This window comes from Terrimonas ferruginea DSM 30193, from assembly GCF_000425585.1.
GTDB classification, from domain to species: domain Bacteria; phylum Bacteroidota; class Bacteroidia; order Chitinophagales; family Chitinophagaceae; genus Terrimonas; species Terrimonas ferruginea.
The window spans coordinates 1-16,517 of sequence record NZ_AUDS01000010.1 but is presented as its reverse complement, the minus strand read 5'-3'; the positions used below and the strand labels follow the sequence as shown (position 1 = coordinate 16,517).

The window sequence follows — 16,517 nt, the reverse complement described above, 5'->3', positions numbered from 1 at the left end:
TGTCGGTCGGTCAATAACTTATTGCCATTTCCACATTTACATATTTACACATTTACACATTAAAAAACCCGGCCTTCAGCCGGGTTTTTTCTTAGTCTTGAAAATTCTTAATCTTATTGTATAAAGTCTTCCGGTCGATGTTGAGCATCTCCGCGGCTTTTTTCTTGTTGAAGTTTACCTGTTGAAGCACGGCCATGATCGTTTCATATTCCGCTCTGCCGGCCGCATCTTTCAGATCGAGTTCCTTACCTGGCTGCGCTTTCACAGCGGGTTTGACTTCGTTGGCAGTGGTGGCGCTGTTGAGCGGTGTACTCATCGCGGGCAGTGCGCCGGCGTTGGTGATCTCCCAGGGTAATGTATCAATCTTGATGAGTTTGCCCGGCTCGGTCAGCAGTACTGCGCGGCGGACCACGTTACGGAACTCACGCAGGTTGCCCGGCCAGCCATATTGCATGAAGGCCTGTAATACATTTTCTTCGAAACCGGCCACTTCCTTCTGCAACTCGTCGTTGGTTTTTTCCAGGAAGAAATTGGCAAAAGACAAAATATCTTCTTTCCGCGCACGCAATGGTGGCAGATTAATGGAAAATTCGTTGAAACGGTGATAAAGGTCTTCGCGGAATTTGCCTTTGCGGTAAGCATCCTGCAGGTTTTCGTTGGAAGCTACGATGATGCGTACATCCACATTGGTTTCTTTGTTACCACCCACGCGTTTGTACTTCCGTTCCTGGATCACACGCAGCAGGGTTGCCTGTACATCGAGTGAGAGGTTGGCCACCTCATCGAGGAATAAAGTACCGCCATCGGCCAACTGAAAATGACCTTCTTTATCCTGCAGGGCGCCGGTGAAAGCTCCTTTCACGTGTCCGAAAAGTTCGCTTCCTGCCAGCTCCTTCGACAATGTACCGCAGTCCAGTGCCACAAAGGGCTTACTGCGGCGGTTGCTGAGATTATGAATCGTTTTAGCAATTACTTCCTTACCGGTACCGCTTTCTCCATAAAGGATGATGCTGTAATTGGTAGCGGCTACAATATTGATCTGGTCATACAGCGCTTTGGTAGCGGGTGAATTTCCGATCATGAATTCGTCGTTGGCGTACACCGGTTGTTTGGCGCGGCCACCTGAAGCACGTGATTTTTCTGCTTCGGCATCGGTTGCCGGCAGCACGGAAGATGCGGGTTGTTGAATTGCTTTGCTCAATACACTCAATACTTCGTCGGGGATCAGGGGCTTCACGATATAATCGAAAGCGCCGATCTTGATCACTTCCACCGCAGTTTTGATATCGGAGTAACCCGTAATCATCAGCACTTTCACGGCCGGGTTTTCTTTGCGCAAGGCCTTGAGCACATCAATACCTTCCATGTCACCCAGGCGGTAGTCGCATATCACCACATCAAATCTGCCCTCCTGGAATTTGGCTATCCCCTTCGAGCCCGAATGAGACATTTCGGTCTCAAAACCATTTTTAGTAAGGAAGCGGCTGAGCAGCAGGCACAGGTCCATATCGTCGTCAATAATGAGGATTTTTTTGCTCATGGGACTAATGTTGTTGAGTAGTGAAAGTTACGTTTTTTTACCGGGTATGTTGCCTATTATGCTCAAATCATGCCGGAGTTAATCGGTTATAAAACTTTAAAACGCAAATTTATATTTGGCGTTAAAATTGACAGATAGGAAGAGTAATAATTTTTTTATGTGTGAAGATGATACTGTGAGCCCCGAAGATGGATCAATACTAATGGGAGAGACAACCCGACATAAACCTACGGCGCTGATCATTGATGATGAAGTTGACATCTGTTACCTGCTGAAAGGTATTTTGCGTCACCGTGAAGTGGATGCAGAGTACGTCACCAGCCTTACAGAGGCGCGCGACCGCCTGCAGAAACGTGATTCTCCATCAGTTATCTTTTTAGACAACCATCTTTCCGATGGTATGGGAATCGAATACATCCAGCAGATCAAAAAACAGCACCCCTCTTCACGGGTGATCATGGTCACCGCACATGATACGGCGGCCGATCGTGAAAAAGCTTATCACAATGGCGCCGATTTTTTTATCGGTAAACCTTTTACCCGCGAAATTATTTTGCAAATCGTGGACAAGATCCTGTCCTGACTCCTCATTCTGAGGATTTTTTTCCCCGTTTTTTAGCTTTGCGCCTCCTGTAAAAGTGTGATTGTGAAGGTAGTACCATTACCTACGGTACTTCTGACATGAATGCTCCCCTTGTGGTTAAGGATGATATTCTGCGTATTGGTGAGACCGAGGCCATTGCCTTTGGGTTTGCCGGTAAAGTAAGGCTCGTACAGTTTCATCAGTGTTTCCTCATCCATCCCCACCCCATTGTCGCGGATCTCCACCATGCACCGGTTATATTGCCCGCGGGTAGAGATTTGAAGTACGCCTTTTCCCTTTTCCATTGCCTCCAGCGCATTCAGGATGATATTCAAAAAAGCCAGTTTTATCTTTTCACGGTCTACCCATACATCACAGTTACTTTCGAAATTCCTTTCCACGCTCACCTGGCTCAGCTCAATGCGGTCGGCGGCCATCTCGAGCGTTTCTTCCAGTATTTCCGTTACGGGTACTGATGAGTATTCCAGTTGTGCGAAACGCGTAGAGTTGAGCAGGTCTGACACCAGTTGATTAATGCGCGTGGCGTTACGGCTGATCATATCGTGCAGCAGCATCGCTTCCGATTCGGTTCCGGTAAGTTCTTTCAGTTGCTCGGAGGCCAGCGAGATATTAGTAAGCGGGTTCCGCACCTCATGCGCGATCGTACGCGCAATACGTCCGGTTGCCGTAAATTTCTCCACGCTTTTCAACTCCTCCAGTTCTTTATTTACACGGTTAAGTTCATTGATCCGTTGTTCGAGCTGCAGACTGTAATCCCTCGAATCCCTTACGGCCTTGAGACGCGCTTTGCTTTCCCGGTTATAAATGAGTATGGAGGAAATGATCGTGATAATGGCAATCGCCAGCGAAGTGGTAGTGATCAGCCAGGTACTTCCAAAGAATCCTTTCAATTTTGTCTCCTGTTCCGACATCAGATGAATTTCATGCCCCTGCATCTGTGCGATCAGTAAACGGATACTATCAGTCTGGATTTTATTACTCTCGCGTGCAGCTAAAATCTGGGGCGTAAGCACCTGCCCGTTTTCACGGAAATTTTGCAGCGCCCGGTCAAGCGAGTGCAGCCGCCGGTCGAGCAGGTTTTTGAGTAATAAAAGTTGGGGGATGTAGTCTCTTCCCGATCTTTCCGCCACACGCTCCAGACTATCATAGATCGGCATCACGCGTTTTGAACTGGCCTTCCATGGTTCGAGAAAGGGTTCTTCTTTCGTAAGCATATACCCACGTACGCCCGTTTCAGCATCGATGAGTTCCGATTTGATGAGATCGAGGTTCCGGACCAGGCCGAACGACTCACTCATTTTACCGGTTTCGCCCGCCAATTTTTGAATGATGAAAAAGATCAAATAATAGGATACCAGCATCAATACAAATGCAATCAGGTAGCCCCATCTGATTTTAATTCTTGAAAGTGGCATGTAGGTTTTAGAGTTTGCGGTGGTGGTTGCTCAAAGATAACCAACCTCCCACATCCCCGGTAGCTTTATTTTTATGAAATGGATTCCTTGTTGATCACTGTCTTTGGGCATAACAACACCCCCTGCACAGCCAGCAATGCCGACACCAGGAGGAAAATATAACCCGGCATTCCCCATTTGAATACAAAACAGCAGGCCACCCAGGCGGCCAGGAACAATAAAGAGGATATATAGAGTGCTTTTTTCATGGTTATCATTCTTTGCTCTTGTTTATGAAAAAATGATGCCATGCGTCACTTATTAGCATATACGTACAGATGGCATTATTTTAGAACACCTTAGACCGCATCTTTCATCAAGTTCCACCAATATGAATCTTCGCTCTCCTTCGCCTTACTGGCTGCTGCGTCATGGTATTATCCGCAGTTATCCCTCCTTGGACAAAGACATCCGTGCAGACGTGGCTATTATGGGCGGCGGAATAAGCGGCGCTTTGGTAGCCTGGCAACTGCAGCAGGCAGGATTAACAACGGTCGTGTTCGACAGAAGACATACCGCTACCGGAAGTACGGCCGCCAGTACGGCTTTGCTACAGTATGAAATCGATACCCCATTGCACAAACTATGTGGAATGGTTGGAGAAAAAAACGCCACACGCAGCTACCTTCTTTGCCGCGATGCCATTCACCGGCTTAAAGAAATATGCGGCCAATTGGAAGAGCCGGGCGTGTTTCGTTACCGCCCCAGTCTTCAGTATGCGTCGTTCCAATCGCATGTAAAGGATCTGGAAAAAGAATTTTCCCTGCGGCAACAAGCAGGCATTGAGCTCCAATGGCTCGATTCTTCCGATGTTAAGCGGTTGTTCGGCTTTGATAAACCTGCCGGGCTTTTATCGCGCGAAGGTGCGGAAGCCGATGCCTACCGTATCACCCACGCCATTTTTAAAAAATTCATCACCATGGGGGGCCGTGTGTATGACAATACCGCCATCACACATATTCGTCACGAAACACGTGGCGTAGAACTGAAAACCAGTGAAAATTTCCGCGTCAAAGCCCGACACCTGGTGATTGCATGTGGCTATGAATCGGAACAATATCTTCCGTTTACGGTGCAGCAACTACATTCCACATTTGCCTTGGCCAGTGAACCTTTCCGTACTGCTGACTTCTGGCATCGCAATGCGCTGATATGGGAAACGGCGACGCCCTACCTGTATATGCGAACTACTACCGACAACCGCATTATCGTAGGAGGAAAAGACAGTCCTTTTACCAATCCTGCACGCCGCGACCGGGCGCTCAATACGAAAGTGAAAGCATTGGAAGCTTCATTCGCTTCCCTGTTTCCGGATCTCAACCTCAAAACAGATTTTAAATGGGTGGGGAACTTTGCAAGTACGAAGGATGGGTTGCCTTATATCGGCAGTGTACGCCAGCGGCCACACACTTCTTTTGCCTTAGGCTTTGGGGGAAACGGGATCACGTTCAGCGTACTTGCTGCCGATATGATCCGTGATAAATTGACCGGGGTAAAAAATAAAGACGAAGCTATTTTTTCCTTTGACCGCTGATCAGGAAGCCATTTCCATTTCTATGTCTTCGGAAAGAAAATTTTCATACACATATTTTTCCTGTAGCCAGGATACGTGTCCGCGGCTTTTGCGGATAAACCAGCAGGCTTTAAGGATGGAAATAGAAAACGTACGGCGGTCGCCGCTCTCTTTGGGTACAACACGGCCTGTGATATAGAGATAATTATCCTTGTCCTTTTGAACGATATTGACGTTCTGATCCAGCACGTCCTCCAGTGCCACATCCGTGTCCAACACGCATTCCAGGTTTTCATTGCCTGCAGGATCCACTTTGATCTGCCATGATTTATTGGTTTGCTCATTACGGCAACGCAGGATGGCGAAACGTATGCTGGTAACTTTTCTTTTGATGTAATTCAAGGTTGTGCTCATGACGGTCTTTTTTTTAAGAGTGCTCAATTGGCTGCAGGCCTGCCACAATTACGCGGCGCTGACGCTGCCTCCCGATCCATTGTCCCATACGGCGAAACAAATCCTGTATGCCTGATTTACGGTTGTGGCTTCTCGACAACGTATAGGATGCATTGGTTATATGCATTCTTATACGCAGCGGACCATAATCTTCTTCCTGGTTGTCCACGTATGCCTTTCCGCTTACTTCGAGATGAAAAGAGCTGCCTTTCCGGTAAAAAACCAGTCTGGCCGGAAAAGCCTCGCTGTAATGTCCCGGAAAAACCGATGGTCGTTGACATTCGAACCACAGGTCGCCACTGTCGTCTACTTTCTCCGCCTGCACCACACTATTGGGCAACCGGATCTGTTCTTCGCTCAGGCTGTACATCAGGGCAGTACGAACGGAATAGATTTTCTCGCGGATGAACTGCAAATTAGCGTCGGTCATATGGGGTGGTTTATGGTATTTATAAAAACAAATGTGGGACCAAGTAATATCACACGGAAAATGAAGGCCATTGCGTTTCCTCACTGCGTAAGTTTTTCCACAAACGTGCCGGTGTATACACGTGAAATTTCTGGCACTCCTTTCTTATATATACACATAAACGGAATAAATGGCGCAGAAGATTTTGACACACCACGAACACCGCGCGATCGACCGCGATTACCGCAAGGCCGCACGCATGGCACATTTACTATATGTTTCGGCTGACCAGCAAGGTATCGTACGTCAGAAAAAAGGGAAAGGCTACAGATACACCTATCGTGGGAAACATATTACAAACGAAGCGCAACTCGACCGGATCCGCCGGCTGGCCATTCCGCCCTCCTGGTCGCAGGTATGGATTTGCCCGCACGCACGCGGACATATCCAGGCTACCGGCAACGACCTCAACGGACGCAAACAATACCGCTATCACGAAGGATGGAATGCCCTGAGAAATGAAACCAAGTTCCATCGCCTCCTCGAATTCGGTAAAGCACTCCCCAAACTCCGCCGCGCCATCAGGCGCGACATGGCCGAACCCTCCCTTAGCGCCGCACACGTGATGGCCACCGTGATTGAACTGATGCAGCATACTTATATACGTGTCGGTAACAGCGACTACGAAAAACGTTACGGTTCCTACGGACTCACCACGCTCAAAGACAAACACGTGGAAGTAAAAAAAGACACGATTCGTTTTTGTTTCAAAGGAAAAAAAGGCGTGTTGCAGGAAATAACCCTGCGTCATCCACGCCTCGCCCGGCTGGTGAAACAATGCCGTGATATTCCGGGAAAAGAATTATTTCAATATTATGACGAGCAGGGCCGCCGCAGAAGTGTGGATTCAGGGATGATCAATGCATACATCCGCGAAGCCACCGGAAATGATTTCAGCGCCAAGGATTTCCGGACCTGGGCCGGCTCCTTGCATGCCTTGTCCTGTCTGCTTTCCCAGCCTGAAGACCAGCATGTGACGGGCAGAAAAAAAGTATTGGTGGAAGTTTTTGACACAGTGAGTAAAAAACTGGGCAATACGCGGAGCGTTTGTAAAAAATATTACGTGCACCCCGGGCTTGTGCGGATGTACGAAGAGGGAAAACTTTCAGGCTGCCTGGAATCGGGGAAATTAAAAGCACCATCCGGGCTGGGCCGGCAGGAAAAATTGCTGTTGCAGATTTTGCAATGCTGCTGTTAGTTCCTCGCTTTAGTATGGCTGTCAGCTTTTAAGTGACTGCTCATTCTTCTCGCTCAAAAAAATTACCGCCCGCCTTTCAACCATCCCGTTTCTTGGTATGGTTTTTTTCTTACTAAGAGTATGGTGCATTGAAAAACACTGCACTATATCTTTTCAACAGAATGCCGGGCCGTGAATATTCCGGTAAATAGGTCCAGGTGTAGAAATTATTGCTCCCGGTGTTTACGGGAGTGATTTTTAAACCACAAAAAATGAATGTTATGCTTATCAATGAAAAAACAACAGAAGCACTCAATGATCTCATCCGTATCAATAACGACAGAATTGAGGGATATGAAAGAGCTGAGAAAGAAACCGATTCAAAAGATGCCGATCTGCGCGCTTTGTTCAGCGCCATGGCTTCCGAAAGCCGTAAGTATGTAAACGAGTTGACCAAACATGTAGCGGGCGCCGGTGCAGAACCTGCAGACGGTACCACCGTAAGCGGCAAAATTTACCGCGCATGGATGGATGTAAAAGCAACTTTCTCCGGCAGTGACCGTAAAGCAATCCTGGCCTCCTGCGAATTCGGCGAGGATGCCGCGCAAAAAGCTTATGATTCTGCACTCGCCAGCGATGCAGAATTACCAGCGGAACTCCGCCAGGTAATCATGGATCAGAAAACCAGTTTGAAAAAATCTCACGATCAGATCAAAGCGATGCGTGATAGTCAGCCTGCCTAAAAAATACCGGTCCGGGTATCCGTAAATACCCGGATCTTTTTAAAACAACCAGCTTAAATCTTCTTGTTATGGAAAAAAATTCAACCACCGAGGAAATGAAAACCCTCACCTCCTGCGTTAACAAGCTGGTAGTGGATGGTTTCACAGAAAACTTCAACGCCTCTGAAGAAGGACTCGTATCTGCAACCGATCAAAAAACATACGGTCCCACAGATGTTAACATCACCAACTTTTACCGGTTCGAAGGTGCCAGCGATCCAAGCGATAACTCCATCCTCTACGCCATCGAAACAAACGACGGCCGTAAAGGAACACTTGTTGACGCCTATGGCCCCTATGCAGACGCCAACGTAGATAAATTCATGAAGGAGGTAGAAGCTGTTACCAAAAAACCTGTACACAATGACGCAGCAAAAGACTGAACTCTTCATCAAGATTTGTATGAAGACCTGGTTGCTTTGTGAAACCTGCGTACATGCAGAAGAAACAAGCAAGCACCCCCGTTACGACCTGATCAGCGAATGCACAGCCTGTGCCCGCTCCTGCTTTGCACTGGTTTCAAAGCTGGTGGCTGAGTGTGATATGGAAGACATGGGCAATATGGTATGGGATTGTATGATCCACTGCCGTCAGTGCGCACAGGAGTGCGGTAAGTATACAGATGATGAAGATCTCGGGCTTTGTGCTGATGTATGTGAAGTGTGTGGGGACAGCCTCCGCGAATTGACAAGGTTCTCGCTGAATTAAGTCAAAATTAAAAATTCAAAAGTCAAAAAAGTATAGCTTTTTGATAGATGCACTTTTGAATTTTGACTTTATAATCCGCTGATGCGGATTTTTTTATGCGTATAGTAAATTCATTGACTATCCACCATTGACTATTGACCATTCACCATTGACTATTCACCATTGACTATTCACCATTCACCATTCACGTATTGAAAAAAGAAGACCGGCCACCCTGAGATGTCCGGTCTTTTCTTAACCATTCCTGACCTTAGAAAAAGTTTTAAATCCCGCTTTTGGCCGAACGGCCGAAAATGAGAGACAACAGAAAAAGAACCAGGAAGATAAAGAAGAGTATTTTGGCAATCTGCGCGGCACCTGCAGCGATACCGCCAAATCCAAATACTGCAGCAATGATCGCAATGATCAGAAAGGTGACAGTCCAGCGTAACATAACAAATAATTTAAGGTTATAAACAATCGTGTTTCTTGCACCGGATATACCCGCTGGGTTGTTCCGGCATGAGCATTTTAGGAGCTACTTTGCCCTGATCTCTCTGTTGTGATCCTTCCGGCTTCCCTTCGGGCTGCATTAAAGGACCTTTTACAACGGTAAGGTGGGGGCGGCTTGTTTCCTGTATGGTTTGCTCAGCTTTCATAACTACGTGTGATTAGATTTATTCTATTGAAAATTCCATGCCGCGCCCTTTTTCGCCGTATTTGACCGCAATTCGGGTCCGGATGTGGATTTTTTTTCCATTTTACCCCATTTAAAAATCCTCACTTTGTCACCAGCGCAAGCCGGTTCTCCGGAGTGCGGTATATTTGCAGCACAATTGATATATTTTGGAAAAGAGCAACTTTGTAGATCAGATCAGGATTTTTTGCCGTAGCGGCCACGGTGGCGCCGGCAGCCGTCACTTTATGCGTAACAAATTCACCGCCCTCGGTGGCCCCGACGGTGGCGACGGCGGTCGCGGCGGACATATCATCCTGCGTGGCAACCGTAACCTCTGGACACTCCTTCACCTCCGCTATTTCAAAAACGTATTGGCCGAAAACGGCGAGTCCGGAAGCGGCAACAATAAAACCGGCCGCTTCGGAAAAGATATTATCCTCGAAGTGCCCCTCGGCACCGTCGCCCGCGACGAAGAAACCGGTAAACAGGAGATAGAAATCCTGGAGGATGGCCAGGAAGTGATCTGGATGCCCGGTGGCAAGGGCGGTCTCGGTAACTCCCATTTTGCCACTCCCACCAACCAGGCACCTGAACATGCACAACCCGGACTGCCCGGCGAAGAAGCCTGGAAAGTGCTGGAACTGAAAGTATTGGCCGATGTAGGTCTCGTTGGCTTCCCCAACGCCGGCAAATCAACCCTGCTCTCCGTAATCACTGCCGCCAAACCCAAAATCGCGGATTACGCATTTACCACCATCACTCCCAACCTCGGCATCGTAGAGTACCGCGACGGAAAAAGTTTCTGTATTGCCGACTTACCCGGCATCATTGAAGGAGCCGCCGAAGGAAAAGGATTGGGACACCGCTTCCTGCGCCATATCGAACGCAACCCTATATTGCTGTTTCTTATTCCCGCCGACAGCGATAACCACCGCCGCGAATTCGATATATTGGTCAATGAGCTGGAACAATACAATTCAGATCTCATGCATAAGCAGTTCATCATTGCCATCAGCAAGAGCGATCTGCTGGACCAGGAATTGATGGACGCCATCAGCAACGAATTACCAAAGGAATACCCGCATCTCTTCATTTCAGCCGTAGCCCAAAAAGGATTGACAGAATTAAAAGACCTCCTGTGGAAGGAGCTGAACACAACGAGGGAGTAAAACAGCCGGTAATAAGTAGTAAGTATTAAGTAATAAGTGATAGGTTAAAGATTCTTTGCATTTTTAACGGAAAAAATTCCAGTTCACTATTGACTTATTGAAAACAATCCCGGCCTATGGCCGGGATTGTTTATTGACGATTCACCATTGACGATTCACTCTTTTGCATTGCTCTCCAGCACCACCTTCTTCATATCCCCTGCAATACGTGATATAAAAAGAAACTGATCCACGATGGGTTTCAACTCCGACAAACGCACACGTGTTTCGGTTTCCATTAAGCCCTGCTGCAATTCCGTACGGCGCTTATCCATGAGCTCAGCCATTTGCTGTTGCAATACAGCTTCGGGATTATCGTCGTCCTGCACGTCGGCCGCAGGACCGTTGACCAATGCCCGGATGGCTTCGAGTTCTTCGATGGTATCTTCCACCACCGGCACAAATTCATCGGAGCGGTATTTGGCGCCAAGGGGTTTGGCAAAATAAGAAAGCGTGGCAATGTGCGAGTTCAGCATATAACTCATCACCACAAACTGATGCACAATGCGGCTGTTGGTTTGTTTGCTCCGCGGCTCGAGCAGCATCCGCGAAAAAGCACCGGACAGGTTCGCCAGTGCCACAAAGGCATTTTTGCGGCTGAGCTTATAGGCCGTTTCGGTCACCGTTACTCCCGTAAAAGCGGCAGACACATTCCGGTAGTAGGCAATGCTTTCGGTCAGCGCTTCGGTCATATACCCTTTCATCTGCTCCTTTTCCCAGGCCGGCACCAGCAGGAAGGTGGCCAGGAAAGCAATCACGGAACCAATACCTGTATCGATCAGCCGGTCGCGCAGGATTTGGGTAAATTCTCCGGAATCGAGCAGGTGAAACATGATGAGAATATAAGGCGTCATCAACACCACACTCACCAGGTAACGCGTACGCATAAAGCTATACGCACCCGTCATCAGGACCAACATCAATATAAACAACACTGTGCGGCCTTCGACCGTCCAGATGATTAATAATCCTATCAACGCGCCCAATACTGTTCCGAGAAAACGCTGGTAGTTGCGCTCGCGGCTCAGGCTGTAGGCAGGTTTCAAGATAACGATGATGGTAAGCAGTATCCAGTAACTGTGTCCGAATGCCAGCAGGTGCGACAGGATATATCCTGCAGTAGTGGCGATGCTTACCCGCAGTGCATGACGGAACGTATTGGACCGAAGCGTGAGGTTGTCTTTTAACAACCGCCAGTCAAGGTCGGTAGGTGTTACGAATTGCTCATAGTCATCGCTCAGCTTATATTCTCCCGCGCGTTTGCGGTCGTAGCCGGTATAGTGATGCAACGTATAGAGTCGCACGGAAATATCTTCCAGCGACTGCAGGATCTTTCGCAAGCTGATCAATGCTTCCAGGTTGCCGGGAGTGCGGTGGGTATTCCTGAATTCATTGAAATATTCCTGCAATGCCTGTATGTTTTTTTGCAGACTTACCGGCTCCGGCGATTGGCGTCCCCACTGCACGGAGAGCCCGATTTCGTCCAGCTCGTCCGCAATCTTCATGATCGTTTCCTGGTAATGCTGAAGAATATCCGTGTTGTCGAACTCGCGGTGAAGCGTTTCGTAAGCATAAAAAGAGGTCGTTGTTTTTTCAAAAAGATCCACCGTATCGGTAAAGATCATCAGCAGCGTACGCCCGGTTACCGTTGATTCTTTTACAATATGCCGGCTTTTGAACAGCAAATCGCGGAGCAGCAGTTGTTTTTGCTGCACACTCACCTGTTCTTCCATTACCTGCCGGTATACCTTATCGTAGTTTACATCCTTATTATAGAACAGGGCACGCGTGCGGAGATATTCAGCAATGGCCATGATACTTTCGCCCAAAGCCTGCTGCACCAGCCGGTATGGCCGGAAACTGTACAAAGCGAGGCTGAGCAACATATACCAGAGCCCGCCGGCGGAAACATACAGCGCATTGCGCACCACGTCCCAGCCGGTATGCACCTGGTGAATACTGAGGACCATGACCAGCAAGGCCGCCAGTCCCACGGCATTTACGCGGCCTCCATATACGCCGATCATGCTGAATATAAAGCAGGAAATAGCGATAAAAACCGCCAAAGCCACCGGTTGCGCCGACACAAATCCCGTCAGCAGGGCCACAAAAAAGATGAGAATGACGCAGGCCTGCATGCCGTTGCGGCGGTGAAGGATGGGACCCGGAATGTCGGACGCGCTTACGCAAATGGCGCCTAATGACGCCACCAACCCCACGTCGAGCAGGTTGAAATAGCTAAGGATCACCGCCGGCAGCGTAACACCAGCTGTAATACGAAGTCCCTCCGCAAAATAGTAGCTGCTGACAAAACTCCGGTATTCCTTAAAATAATCCATTGGTCACAAAAGTACGAATCGATTTGCCTGGAGGTGGTTTTACCGTATCGGCATCAGTTCTTTTTTAGTAGGTTTGCCCCTTCAATTCTTAACTAAATATACGCAGATGAAAAAATTTTGCATAACGATTGTCTTATCGTTGGTTCTTTTTTTCCGCGCTGCTGCCGACGAAGGCATGTGGCTTCCCATGTTGCTGGGCCAGCAGGTCTACAATGACATGGTGAAAAAAGGACTCAAGCTTACCAATGAACAGTTATACAGCATCAACAAGTCTTCGCTGAAAGATGCGATCATCATTTTCGGCGGCGGCTGTACCGGCGAGATCGTAAGTGCCGAAGGCCTGATCTTCACCAACCACCACTGTGGTTACGATGCTATCGCTACCGCCAGCACCGTTGATCACAACTATCTCCGCGATGGCTTCTATGCCCGCAGCAAGGCGGAAGAATTAAAAACAGCCCTGTCTGTACAATTCCTTCTCCGCATCGACGATGTTTCTAAGGAAGTGCTCGACTCACTGAAGGGACTCAGCGGTGCCGAGCGTCTGCAAAAGCAGTCTGCCGTACTGGCCGCTATCAACAAGCGCCTCAGCGACCCCACCAAAAGCATCGAAACGCGCGTGAGCCCGCTTTTCAAAGGCAACCAGTTCCTGGCATTCGTATACCAGCGTTACAGCGATGTGCGTCTTGTAGGCACACCTCCTGAAAGCGTAGGTAAATTCGGTGGCGACTCCGACAACTGGGAATGGCCCCGTCACACCGGCGACTTCTCCGTTTTCCGTGTATACGCCGATGCAAGCGGTCAGCCTGCTAAATTCGCGGCCGACAACAAACCCCTGAAACCAAAATGGTACCTGCCCGTATCACTGAAAGGTGTAAAGGAAAATGATTTCGCCATGATCTGGGGATACCCCGGCGGCACCAACCGTTATGAAAGCTCTTACGGTATCAAACTCGCTACCGATATCAATAACCCGACATTGGTAAAACTGCGCGACGTACGCCTCAAATACATGTTTGAGGAAATGAAAAAAGACCCGGCTGTTAAACTGCAGCTCGCTTCTTCTTACGCAGGCATCGCCAACTACTGGAAATTTTTCGATGGCGAAACCAAGCAACTGCTGAAGTATGACATCTATGGTCAGAAAAAGAAAGCAGAAGAAAAATTCATCAAATGGGCTGATGGCAAGCCTGAATACCAGGGTATTTTTGCCGAATGGAGCGATGCTTACGATGCATGGCGCAAATATGCCAAGCACCGTGTTTACATCAACGAAGGCGTTTTCGGTTCACCACTGATCGCTTTTGCCTCTTCGCTGATCCAGGTAGAGAAACTGCTGGTGCAAACCGGCAGCAAGGAAGCCGACCTGCGCAAAGCACTCGACGCGGCAGACGCAGCGCGTAAAGAATTTATCAAAGAGGAAAACAGACCTTCCGATGAAAAAATCGTTGCGGCTGTCACACGCATGTTCTATGAAGATGTTGATAAAGACCAGCAGCCTGTAGGATTTTTCAGCACCATCAAAAATGCCTACGGCGATCTGGCCGACGATGCTACCTGGAAAAAATATGCGGAGAATATTTTCAAGAATACGATCATCTTCGACGATGCCAAGTGGAATGCTTTCATTGCAAAGCCCGACGCTACCGTACTGCAAGGCGATCCCGCATTTTACCATGCAAGCACTTTCTACACCAACTATGCTACCAAATACGCGCCGATGTTCCAGCAGTTCAATGCCAAAAATGCTGAATACGGCCGCCTGTATCTGAAAGGTATCATGGAAATGGATCCGGCTAAAGCGAAAATGATGTACCCCGATGCCACTTTCACCATGCGTGTTAGCTATGGCGCCGTTAAACCTTACAAACCCCGCGATGCCGTTTCTTACGACTTCGTAACCACTTCCAAAGGTTTATTGGAGAAATATGTAGCCGGTGATTATGAATTTGATCTTCCTGCGCGTCAGATCGAACTTCTCAAAAACCGCGACTTCGGTCAGTACATCGATCCTGTCCGCAAAGACCTGGTGATCGGCTTCATTACTTCCAATGATATTACCGGTGGCAACTCAGGCTCTCCGGTAATCAACGGCAATGGCGAGCTGATCGGCCTGGCTTTCGACGGCAACTACGAAGCGCTCAGCCACAAACTGGCTTTCGATAAAGACCTCAACCGTACTATCAATGTAGACATCCGCTATGTGCTGTGGTGCATTGATAAATTGGGCGGTGCCGACAATATCATTAAAGAGCTGAAGCTCGTAAAATAATTTCAGCAAAGCTGTTTTTTGCAGGCGCCGGGCATTGTCCCGGCGCTTTTTATTGTGTAAATGAAAATTATTTGCCATTAACTCTTTAATGCACTTATAATTTTGAATTCCCTGGATTATGTTATGAAGAAGTCCGATTTTCGCATCGAAGAGTAAAGATGATCAGTGGTCGAACCCATCATTGATCATGTAGTCCCAACCAACCACCATCGTATGCCGAAGCGTCACCTGTTGCTGCGTTTACTGCCGTATCGTGCAGTAAACATTTCCCTTACACTATTATTCATGGGATCGTCTGCTTTTGCCCAGGCCCCTTCGGTCTATCCGGCGGGTTCGAAGATCAACTGGGTGCGCACCTGGGATGCGACAGGGCCGGAGACCAACCCCGACAACCTTATTGCACGGCCATTAACGGATGTACGCATGGCCACGCAATACATGGATGGCGTGGGAAGGCCGGTGCAGACGGTGATCAAACAAGGATCCCTGATCACGGGCGGAACAGCCACTGACTTAACCAGCACGGTGGTGTACGATGAACTCGGCCGCGAGCAATACCAGTTTCTACCGGCTCCTGCTAGTACCACCAATGGCAATGCAAGCGTAACCGATGGTCTGTTTAAGCGTAACCCCTTTGAACAACAAAATGCTTTTTATAGCAGCAGCAACGCGGCGCTGAATCCGATCGCGGGGCAGGGTGAGACTTATTATTACGGTAAAACAGAATTTGAAGCCTCACCGCTGAGTCGCCCACTGAAGGGTATGTCCGCAGGTAATAGTTGGGTGGGCGCGTCGCGAGGTGTGCAAACTGCTTATGTGCATAATACAACTACGGATGCAGTACGTATCTGGAACCTTGGTGCAGTGAGCGGTGATTTTGCTGATTATACCACACCGGGTACGTATCCCGAAGGAGAACTCTATAAAACAATCACGACCGATGAACACGGTAAACAGGTGATTGAATACAAGGATAAAGATGGACTGGTGGCACTCAAAAAAGTGCAGTTAACCGCTACGGCTGACAACGGCACCGGCAGCGGGCATACCGGCTGGCTCTGTACTTATTATATTTATGATAAGCATAATCGTTTGACTGGTGTGATCCAGCCGGTTGGTGTGGAAACACTGGCTGGTAGCAGTTGGTCGTTAACAACAACGATTTTAAACGAACAAGCTTTCCGCTACGCGTATGATGAGCGCGGCAGAATGATCGCCAAGCAGGTACCTGGCGCCAAACCGGTATACATGGTGTACGATAATAAGGATCGATTGGTGATGACGCAGGACGGCAACCTGAGAAGCAGTAACCAATGGCTGGTGACGCTGTATGATTATTT

At 48.4% G+C, this 16,517-nt stretch carries 16 protein-coding genes; 9 read left to right on the top strand and 7 right to left on the bottom strand.

From position 1 onward, the window contains the following. Positions 1-91 precede the first annotated feature (91 nt). A complete protein-coding gene (locus H608_RS0103135) occupies positions 92-1,540 on the bottom strand; it encodes a sigma-54-dependent transcriptional regulator (RefSeq protein WP_028786397.1) in 1,449 nt (482 codons plus the stop codon). A gap of 202 nt (positions 1,541-1,742) precedes the next feature. On the opposite strand from H608_RS0103135, the gene H608_RS0103130 reads away from it, so the two are divergent. Continuing rightward, the gene (locus H608_RS0103130; protein ID WP_028786396.1) at positions 1,743-2,123 is read left to right on the top strand and encodes a response regulator; all 381 of its coding nucleotides are present in this window, start codon (positions 1,743-1,745) and stop codon (positions 2,121-2,123) included. 32 nt (positions 2,124-2,155) lie between these two features. Here the strand turns inward: H608_RS0103130 and H608_RS0103125 are convergent, their stop codons facing one another. Both H608_RS0103125 and H608_RS0103120 read right to left on the bottom strand, forming a co-directional pair. Next, positions 2,156-3,559: a sensor histidine kinase gene (locus H608_RS0103125; protein WP_028786395.1), complete on the bottom strand. Its 1,404-nt coding sequence runs from the start codon at positions 3,557-3,559 to the stop codon at positions 2,156-2,158. 71 nt (positions 3,560-3,630) lie between these two features. Further along, positions 3,631-3,807: a hypothetical protein gene (locus H608_RS0103120; protein WP_155990029.1), complete on the bottom strand. Its 177-nt coding sequence runs from the start codon at positions 3,805-3,807 to the stop codon at positions 3,631-3,633. Positions 3,808-3,929: 122 nt separating this feature from the next. Here H608_RS0103120 and H608_RS0103115 point away from each other — a divergent pair, with 122 nt between their 5' ends. After that, positions 3,930-5,132, top strand: a complete 1,203-nt coding sequence (locus H608_RS0103115) for an NAD(P)/FAD-dependent oxidoreductase (protein WP_028786393.1) — start codon at positions 3,930-3,932, stop codon at positions 5,130-5,132. On the opposite strand, the gene H608_RS0103110 is transcribed toward H608_RS0103115, so the two are convergent. Beyond that, the gene (locus H608_RS0103110) at positions 5,133-5,525 is read right to left on the bottom strand and encodes a hypothetical protein (RefSeq protein WP_028786392.1); all 393 of its coding nucleotides are present in this window, start codon (positions 5,523-5,525) and stop codon (positions 5,133-5,135) included. 13 nt (positions 5,526-5,538) lie between these two features. Next, positions 5,539-5,994, bottom strand: coding sequence for a hypothetical protein (locus H608_RS0103105; RefSeq protein WP_028786391.1), 456 nt, complete (start codon positions 5,992-5,994; stop codon positions 5,539-5,541). Positions 5,995-6,163: 169 nt separating this feature from the next. On the opposite strand from H608_RS0103105, the gene H608_RS0103100 reads away from it, so the two are divergent. From H608_RS0103100 to H608_RS0103085, 4 genes are all read left to right on the top strand, one after another. Then, positions 6,164-7,231: a DNA topoisomerase IB gene (locus tag H608_RS0103100; protein ID WP_028786390.1), complete on the top strand. Its 1,068-nt coding sequence runs from the start codon at positions 6,164-6,166 to the stop codon at positions 7,229-7,231. Positions 7,232-7,482: 251 nt separating this feature from the next. Further along, on the top strand, positions 7,483-7,953 hold the full coding sequence (locus H608_RS0103095) for a PA2169 family four-helix-bundle protein (protein ID WP_342664837.1): 471 nt from the start codon (positions 7,483-7,485) through the stop codon (positions 7,951-7,953). 68 nt (positions 7,954-8,021) lie between these two features. Then, positions 8,022-8,375 carry a hypothetical protein gene (locus tag H608_RS0103090; protein WP_028786388.1) on the top strand — a complete coding sequence of 118 codons (354 nt, stop codon included), beginning with the start codon at positions 8,022-8,024 and terminating at the stop codon, positions 8,373-8,375. Then, positions 8,356-8,700 (top strand): four-helix bundle copper-binding protein, encoded by a 345-nt coding sequence (locus H608_RS0103085; RefSeq protein ID WP_155990028.1) that lies wholly within the window; start codon positions 8,356-8,358, stop codon positions 8,698-8,700. The genes H608_RS0103090 and H608_RS0103085 overlap by 20 nt, the downstream gene beginning before the upstream one ends. Positions 8,701-8,962: 262 nt before the next feature. On the opposite strand, the gene H608_RS23990 is transcribed toward H608_RS0103085, so the two are convergent. After that, positions 8,963-9,133: a DUF1328 family protein gene (locus H608_RS23990; protein ID WP_028786386.1), complete on the bottom strand. Its 171-nt coding sequence runs from the start codon at positions 9,131-9,133 to the stop codon at positions 8,963-8,965. A 392-nt stretch (positions 9,134-9,525) separates the two neighbouring features. Between H608_RS23990 and obgE the strand changes: the two genes are divergently transcribed. Further along, positions 9,526-10,527 (top strand): GTPase ObgE, encoded by a 1,002-nt coding sequence (gene obgE / locus H608_RS0103070; RefSeq protein WP_028786384.1) that lies wholly within the window; start codon positions 9,526-9,528, stop codon positions 10,525-10,527. A gap of 155 nt (positions 10,528-10,682) precedes the next feature. Here the strand turns inward: obgE and H608_RS21060 are convergent, their stop codons facing one another. Further along, positions 10,683-12,905, bottom strand: coding sequence for an FUSC family membrane protein (locus H608_RS21060; RefSeq protein WP_038006992.1), 2,223 nt, complete (start codon positions 12,903-12,905; stop codon positions 10,683-10,685). Between the two features lie 106 nt (positions 12,906-13,011). Between H608_RS21060 and H608_RS0103060 the strand changes: the two genes are divergently transcribed. Together H608_RS0103060 and H608_RS21055 are read left to right on the top strand one after the other, a co-directional pair. After that, positions 13,012-15,177 (top strand): S46 family peptidase, encoded by a 2,166-nt coding sequence (locus tag H608_RS0103060; protein ID WP_028786383.1) that lies wholly within the window; start codon positions 13,012-13,014, stop codon positions 15,175-15,177. Between the two features lie 213 nt (positions 15,178-15,390). Next, the coding region (locus H608_RS21055) for a DUF6443 domain-containing protein (protein ID WP_245565712.1) at positions 15,391-16,517 on the top strand (1,127 nt) is incomplete at its 3' end.

Bases quoted from the DNA above. Each gene is read 5' to 3' on its own strand.
- H608_RS0103135 (WP_028786397.1), bottom strand. From the start codon at position 1,540: ATGAGCAAAAAAATCCTCATTATTGACGACGATATGGACCTGTGCCTG.
- H608_RS0103130 (WP_028786396.1), top strand. From the start codon at position 1,743: ATGGGAGAGACAACCCGACATAAACCTACGGCGCTGATCATTGATGAT.
- H608_RS0103125 (WP_028786395.1), bottom strand. From the start codon at position 3,559: ATGCCACTTTCAAGAATTAAAATCAGATGGGGCTACCTGATTGCATTT.
- H608_RS0103120 (WP_155990029.1), bottom strand. From the start codon at position 3,807: ATGAAAAAAGCACTCTATATATCCTCTTTATTGTTCCTGGCCGCCTGG.
- H608_RS0103115 (WP_028786393.1), top strand. From the start codon at position 3,930: ATGAATCTTCGCTCTCCTTCGCCTTACTGGCTGCTGCGTCATGGTATT.
- H608_RS0103110 (WP_028786392.1), bottom strand. From the start codon at position 5,525: ATGAGCACAACCTTGAATTACATCAAAAGAAAAGTTACCAGCATACGT.
- H608_RS0103105 (WP_028786391.1), bottom strand. From the start codon at position 5,994: ATGACCGACGCTAATTTGCAGTTCATCCGCGAGAAAATCTATTCCGTT.
- H608_RS0103100 (WP_028786390.1), top strand. From the start codon at position 6,164: ATGGCGCAGAAGATTTTGACACACCACGAACACCGCGCGATCGACCGC.
- H608_RS0103095 (WP_342664837.1), top strand. From the start codon at position 7,483: ATGAATGTTATGCTTATCAATGAAAAAACAACAGAAGCACTCAATGAT.
- H608_RS0103090 (WP_028786388.1), top strand. From the start codon at position 8,022: ATGGAAAAAAATTCAACCACCGAGGAAATGAAAACCCTCACCTCCTGC.
- H608_RS0103085 (WP_155990028.1), top strand. From the start codon at position 8,356: ATGACGCAGCAAAAGACTGAACTCTTCATCAAGATTTGTATGAAGACC.
- H608_RS23990 (WP_028786386.1), bottom strand. From the start codon at position 9,133: ATGTTACGCTGGACTGTCACCTTTCTGATCATTGCGATCATTGCTGCA.
- H608_RS21060 (WP_038006992.1), bottom strand. From the start codon at position 12,905: ATGGATTATTTTAAGGAATACCGGAGTTTTGTCAGCAGCTACTATTTT.
- H608_RS0103060 (WP_028786383.1), top strand. From the start codon at position 13,012: ATGAAAAAATTTTGCATAACGATTGTCTTATCGTTGGTTCTTTTTTTC.